This is a genomic window from Yeguia hominis (assembly GCF_014384705.1).
Taxonomy (GTDB): Bacteria; Bacillota; Clostridia; order Oscillospirales; family Acutalibacteraceae; genus Yeguia; species Yeguia hominis.
The window spans coordinates 1-1,616 of record NZ_JACRSN010000048.1; the positions used below are offsets into that span (position 1 = coordinate 1).

The window sequence follows — 1,616 nt, forward strand, 5'->3', positions numbered from 1 at the left end:
TCGATCATGCCCAGGGTCGGGTTCCTGCGGCGCATGTCGCGGATGAGCTTCCGTTCGGCCTCCGTGTGCTGATTCGGATGACTGTACGGCCGCCTAGACTGGCAGGCCAGGGACGCCACACTTCCGTCCCAGCGCTGCTTCCAGAAGTAGATGTACGACCGGCTCTTGTTGTACTTCCGACTGGCGCGGCTGACGCCGTATTTCTCTGCGTACTTCATTAGGGATTGCCGATATGCCATGTCTTGTGTTATACTCTTTTTCATGAGGGATATGGTCTCCTTCCGGTAAAGTTTGTGTGATGACTTAACTTTAACTCATGAGACCCTATCTCTCATACCTTTTTTATTCAATTGTCCAAGATGTATTGTAGTCCAACACCTTTTCCCGGCGCTTTTGCGGAATATCAGTTGCATTTTCCTAAAAGGTATGCTATAGTAATACTAATATGCCGCTGTGGTGGAATCGGCAGACACAAGGGACTTAAAATCCCTCGTTGGCGACAACGTACCGGTTCAAGTCCGGTCAGCGGCACCAGCAGGCTGCGTCTGCATGCAAATCTCGCTCCTCACGATTGTGGGGAGCGGTTTTGTTTTTTCCAGCATTTTCATATGCATCACGATTTTGTCAACGCATTCCAGAAAGCACGGTCGTTTTGATACGGAAGGATCACCGCGCTCTTTCTGTTTTGCAGACAATCATGCAAACCATGTCCGAATTTTGCCGAACCTGCTAAACTGGAATCGGCCGAAGGAAAAAAGAAGACGAATCCGGATTGCCCCAGTAACAAAGAACCCGTATGAACGGTATAGAAACTGTGATGCATGTAGGAAACCTTATGCGGAGTCGAAAAATTTTCAACCAGTGTATTGTGTACGAAAGAAAAGACGTGCAAGTAATTTGACAGGCAACTGCCCGTTTTACGGCGATTATGAGCGCTGCATCTCCGGGCAAACTGTCGCAAAAAACCGATTTCAAGCAGCGGAGACATTAAAGATGAAAGCAAAAGCTTCAGATTGGTATAAAAAGATTTGGGCACTCGATATCAAGAACATGTCCTGGGTTGAGAATACATCCTATGAGGTGGATTATTTGATTGATTTGTGCCAATTAAAGGGAACCGAGCGGATTTTGGATTTGGCATGCGGATATGGCCGGCATGCGCTGGAGTTTGCAAAACGAGGCTATGAGGTTGTCGGGGTGGACATCACAGAGGTCTACATTGCCGATGCCAAAAAGAGCACGCAGGAGCTTGGGCGGTACGGTCAAGATTTATGCGCAAAAAGGTTTGCAGACTCCGGCTGAATGAAGTCAGCCGGCAATAGGGACGTCGTTCAAAGCCGCCTCCAGATACTTCATATTCATGTACTTCTTGTTGCCCCACTGCGTTCCCGCCACATGACACAGCCTTGCACAGACCAGCATCAGCGCAGAGTTCCCATCGGGGAACGTTCCCGCCGCACGCGTCCTGCGGCGGATCTCACGGTTCAGCCGCTCGATCGCATTGCTGGTGCGGATACGCGTCCAGTGCTCGCTGGGAAAATCACAGCAGGTCAGCGTCTCCTCGATGCCGTCCTCAACCTTCTTGGCGGCTTCCTTCAGCTTCATTGTTTTTAACT

The 1,616-nt window shown here is 49.8% G+C and carries 2 protein-coding genes, 1 tRNA gene and 1 pseudogene; 2 read left to right on the forward strand and 2 right to left on the reverse strand.

Annotated features, from left to right (window positions below):
• A pseudogene (locus tag IAG03_RS13980) lies at nucleotides 1-263 on the reverse strand (IS481 family transposase); the annotation flags it as partial.
• A 184-nt stretch (nucleotides 264-447) separates the two neighbouring features.
• Between IAG03_RS13980 and IAG03_RS13985 the strand changes: the two are divergent.
• Nucleotides 448-534: transfer RNA gene (locus tag IAG03_RS13985), tRNA-Leu, on the forward strand.
• A 459-nt stretch (nucleotides 535-993) separates the two neighbouring features.
• Nucleotides 994-1,302, forward strand: a complete 309-nt coding sequence (locus IAG03_RS13990) for a class I SAM-dependent methyltransferase (RefSeq protein ID WP_249320731.1) — start codon at nucleotides 994-996, stop codon at nucleotides 1,300-1,302.
• A gap of 6 nt (nucleotides 1,303-1,308) precedes the next feature.
• On the opposite strand, the gene IAG03_RS13995 is transcribed toward IAG03_RS13990, so the two are convergent.
• Nucleotides 1,309-1,616, reverse strand: a 308-nt coding sequence (locus IAG03_RS13995; RefSeq protein ID WP_249320732.1) for a transposase, incomplete at its 5' end; no start/stop codon positions are given.